Origin of the sequence: Mycobacterium sp. WUMAC-067 (genome assembly GCF_020217485.1) — a bacterium.
GTDB lineage: Bacteria > Actinomycetota > Actinomycetes > Mycobacteriales > Mycobacteriaceae > Mycobacterium.
The window spans coordinates 1-4,567 of record NZ_JAEKMI010000110.1 but is presented as its reverse complement, the minus strand read 5'-3'; the positions used below and the strand labels follow the sequence as shown (position 1 = coordinate 4,567).

The following is a 4,567-nucleotide window of genomic DNA, read 5'->3' as shown; positions in this document are numbered from 1 at the left end:
AGTTGCGTCCAGCAGAGTGGTGTACGAGCCGGTGATGACCGGCGTGTCGTAGCCGGATGAATGAAGGTCATCGCGTGATTCTTCGAGGGACCGACCAAAGTCACTCGAGCAAAGGAATCAACGCGATGACCATTGCCCACGATATCGACCTGTCTGCCGTGCTGGCCGAACGACTCACCACCACGCACCCTGATGTGCTGCGCGAGTTGTTGGCCGCCTTCATTCACGCCCTGATGGGCGCCGAAGCCGACGCGGTGTGCGGTGCCGGCTACGGCCAGCGCAGCAGCGAGCGCACCAATTCCCGCAACGGGTATCGGCACCGCGAGTTTGACACCCGCGCAGGCACATTGGATCTGGCGATTCCCAAGCTAAGGCAAGGTTCGTACTTCCCGGACTGGCTGCTGGAACGGCGCAAACGCGCCGAGCGGGCCCTGACCACGGTGGTGGCTACCTGCTACCTGCTGGGCGTTTCGACGCGGCGGATGGACAAACTCGTCGAGACTCTGGGCATCACCAGCTTGTCGAAGTCCCAGGTCAGCGTGATGGCCAAAGAGCTCGACGCCGCGGTCGAGGCGTTCCGGACCCGGCCACTGGATGCAGGCCCGTACACGTTCATGGCTGCTGACGCCCTGGTGCTCAAGGTTCGCGAAGCAGGCCGGGTGGTCAACGTGCACGCGCTGATCGCCACCGGGGTCAACGCCGAGGGCTACCGCGAAATCCTGGGCATCGACGTCACCACCGCCGAGGACGGGGCCGGCTGGCTGACCTTCCTGCGGTCGCTGACCGCCCGCGGCCTATCAGGGGTCCGTCTGGTCACTTCCGACGCCCACGCCGGTCTGGTGGCCGCGATCGGCGCCACCCTGCCTGGGGCATCGTGGCAACGGTGTCGCACCCACTACGCCACCAACCTGATGGCCATCACTCCGAAATCATCGTGGCCGTGGGTACGCACACTACTGCATTCGGTCTTCGATCAACCTGACGCCGGTTCCGTTGCAGCCCAATATGACCGCATCATCGACGCACTGGCCGACAAGCTCCCCAAGGTCGCCGACCACCTCGAAGACGCCCGCGCCGACCTGCTCGCCTTCACCGCCTTCCCCAAACAAATTTGGCGGCAGATCTGGTCCAACAACCCACTATCCGTTAACCGGCTCTCCGGGGACACGGTTCGGGCTGCAGCGTGAGGTTCACGCACAAGCGCTGAGCACGGATGGATGCTGTCTGCATCTCGGTGGGGGAAGGCGGAGCGGCGATGCGGGTACTCAAGAGCGACAGCGGATATGTCCTGGAGGGCGACTGGGACGGGCAGGACGCGGTGAACGCGTTTCTCAACCATTTGGCGGGACGGGGGTTCAGCGCGGCCACGGTGCGGGCCTACGCATTCGACGTCGCCAATTTGAGCCGGTTCCTCGTCCAGCAAGCGGTCGGGCTCGCCGCGGTCGATGCGCCGTTGGTGTTCGACTGGATCGACTGGCAAGGCGTCCGCCGAACGGACCAGCCCACCGGCGGTCACCGCTCGTCGACCCCGCCGGCAGCTTCGACGGTGAACCGCCGGGTCGCGGCAGTGCGCGCGTTATTCGAGTATCTGGTGATGACCGGTGTCTGCACCGACAATCCGGTGCCGTCGCCGCGGCGGGGACAGGGGCTGCGCCAGTCGCAGCGGGGGTTGCTCGGTCATCTGGGTCCCGGGCGTGCACGCAGTGGCGGTAGGTTGGTGCGTCAGCCGCAGCGTCTTCCGGAATCGTTGTCCACCAACGATGTCGACGCGTTCCTGGCGACACTGGCAACGCACCGGGACCGGGCGATGGTGCTGGTGATGCTACTCGGAGGGCTGCGTTCGGCCGAGGCGCGTGGCCTGCTGCTCGCCGACGTCGATATGGGCCGGCGCCGGCTTCGGGTGATCGGCAAGGGCGGCAAGGAACGTCATGTCCCGGTCGATGCGGCGTTCTTCACCGAGCTCGCCGCCTACCTGCGATGGGAGCGGCCGCCGGGGTTGGCGACGCCGCAGTGCTTCGTAGTGCTGCGCGGCCCGACGACCGGTGCACCGGTCAGCGAGGCCGGGCTGCGCAGCCTGTTCCGTCGGCACCGGGAGACCTCTGGCGCCACAAGAGTCCGCCCGCACCGTTTACGGCATACCTACGGCACCGAATTGTCGGCGGCCGGAATCGATCTGCTGGCGTTGCGGGCGTTGATGGGGCATGTCTCGCCGGAGACCACGGCCCGCTACGTGCATTTGTCGATCGAGCAGCTCGCCGCCGAATACGGTGCTGCTCGTGCGACGTTGGCCGGAGCCCGGCAGTGACCACGGTGTTGGTCGGCCAACCCGTAGGCGCCGACGAGGTGGTGGCGGATTATCTCGACCACGTCGCCACCCTGGGTTTGAGCGGGCGGGCGGTACGCGACCGGATTCGGATCGCTCGCGACTTCACCGCACGCCACCGCGACCTGCACGCCTGGATGACGCTGCCGGCAGCCGAGCGGATCGCCGAGATACGGGACACCGGGGCGTGGCCGCTGATCTGTCACACGATCGGCACCGGCCGGTTACGGCTGGACGTCGAGCTGGCCGCGGTCAAACAGTTGACCGGGCTGGGCCGCGCAGTGGAGGACCGGGATCCGAGCGGATTCGCCGCGTTGCGGAATGCGGGAATTCGGTTGGGCTGGAGGAGTTCCTGGGTCGAGACGGTCCTCGGCGAATGTCTGGCGGTAGTGCTGGCACACCACGGCGGAATGGTCGCCGACCTGACCGGCGACGCGCTCGACGACTTCGACGCCGCGCTGTCACGTACCGTGGTGCCGCCATCGTCGCGGCGGGCATACAGGGGGCGGCTGGCCAGCCTGCGGCAGCTGTTGTTCGAGACCGCGGTCATCGACACCGCGCCGAAACGCCGGCGGTGGGCCCGTAGCCTCGAGCAGCGCTTCACCGAGGTGGAGATGCCCGACCCGATCCGTCAGACGTTGCTGCGCTACATCGGCGTGCGCGCGGCGGTGCTGCGGCCCAAATCGGTCGAGTCGCTGATCAACGACCTGCTGCCCTTCGCCGAATACCTCACCGCTCACCATCCCGACGTCATCAGCCTGCGTGAACTCGACCGGAGCTGCATCGAGGGCTACCTGAAATGGAATCGCACCCGGGGCTGGCGTGGTCAGCGCGCCGCCGCGGGCGCCGGGCGCACCGTCTCGGCCGCGGTGGCCCAGTCGGCAGTGCTCAGTCTGCGCAACCTGCTCGACGACATCACCGCCTGGGGCTGGGCGCAGGCCCCACCACGGCGGTTGGTATTCGCCGCCGACGTCCCCAAACTCGACCAGCCGTTGCCACGCGCGCTAGCACCCGATGTGGACGCGGCAGTGATGAACGCCGTTGCCCACCTGCAGGATCCGTTCGCCCGCATCGGCCTGACCGTGCTGCGTGGTGCCGGCCTGCGGGCGGGGGAACTGCTCGACCTCGAACTGGGCAGCATCATCGACTACGGACCGGCCGGAACCTGGCTGAAGGTGCCACTGGGCAAGCTCGCCACCGAACGCATGGTCCCGCTCTCCGCCGCGACCCTCGCCGCGCTCGACGAGTGGGTCGCCCTCCGCGGCACGCACCGGCCGCTGCCGCACCCACGCACCGGCGTGCTCACCGACTTTCTGTTCACCCGGCACGGACGCCGCCTGGGCTACACCCGGCTGCGCAACGGGCTGCTCACCGCCGCTGAATCCGCCGGGTTGCACCGTCCCGACGGCGGCGTCCTGATGGTCACTCCACATCAGTTGCGCCACACCTGGGCCACCGAACTCGCCAACGCCGGGATGAGTCTGCAGGCCTTGATGTCCTTACTCGGGCACGTCACTCCACAAATGACGATCCGCTACGCCACCCTGGCCTCGCCCACCCTGCGCGCGGCCTACGACGAAGCGATGGGCAAGATGCGCCGCCAGTTCACCCTCACCCCGGTCGGCAAACCGATCCTGCCCGACAAGGTCGGCTGGCTGCACAGTGAAATGCTGAAAACCCGCGTTGCACACGGATACTGCGCTCGCCACGAATCCGCGGGCGCGTGCCCTTATGCCAACATCTGCGAAACCTGCGACAACTACGTCACCGCCCCCGAATTCCGCGACACGCTCACCGACCAACTCGCCGACGTCCAGGCCCTCAGAACCGACGCCGAGTGCCGCGGCTGGACCGACGAAGCCGCCCGCCACGACCGCGTCGCCCACGCCCTTACCGACCACCTCCAGCGCCTCGATCGATGAACATCCCACCCCGACGGGTTGACCCGCCCCCGAGGGCCGGATAAAAGAACGACTCAACAAGGAAATCCGCCGGCGCACCGACGTCGTCGGAATCTTCCCCGACCGCAACGCCCTAATCCGCCTCGTCGGCGCGGTGCTGGCCGAACAACACGACGAATGGGCCGAATCCCGCCGCTACCTCGGCCTCGACGTCCTCAGCAAATCCCGCGCCGACCACACGCCATCAACAGAACAGGAGGACACCCCGGCGGCACTGACCGCCTAAACCACCAAGTCGAAGAATCACACGACGACGTCGTACACCACGTCCCTGGACTTGACC

At 67.3% G+C, this 4,567-nt stretch carries 2 protein-coding genes and 2 pseudogenes; all 4 read left to right on the top strand.

All coding sequences use genetic code 11. The features are described from left to right. Positions 1-125: 125 nt before the first annotated feature. Positions 126-1,139 (top strand): annotated as a pseudogene (locus JF781_RS27410) (IS256 family transposase); the annotation flags it as partial. A gap of 116 nt (positions 1,140-1,255) precedes the next feature. Further along, positions 1,256-2,305, top strand: coding sequence for a tyrosine-type recombinase/integrase (locus JF781_RS27405; RefSeq protein ID WP_007172498.1), 1,050 nt, complete (start codon positions 1,256-1,258; stop codon positions 2,303-2,305). Next, on the top strand, positions 2,302-4,245 hold the full coding sequence (locus JF781_RS27400) for a tyrosine-type recombinase/integrase (protein ID WP_007172497.1): 1,944 nt from the start codon (positions 2,302-2,304) through the stop codon (positions 4,243-4,245). Before JF781_RS27405 ends, JF781_RS27400 begins: the two co-directional genes overlap by 4 nt. A 46-nt stretch (positions 4,246-4,291) precedes the next feature. Then, positions 4,292-4,510 (top strand): annotated as a pseudogene (locus tag JF781_RS27395) (transposase); the annotation flags it as partial. Positions 4,511-4,567: the final 57 nt, after the last annotated feature.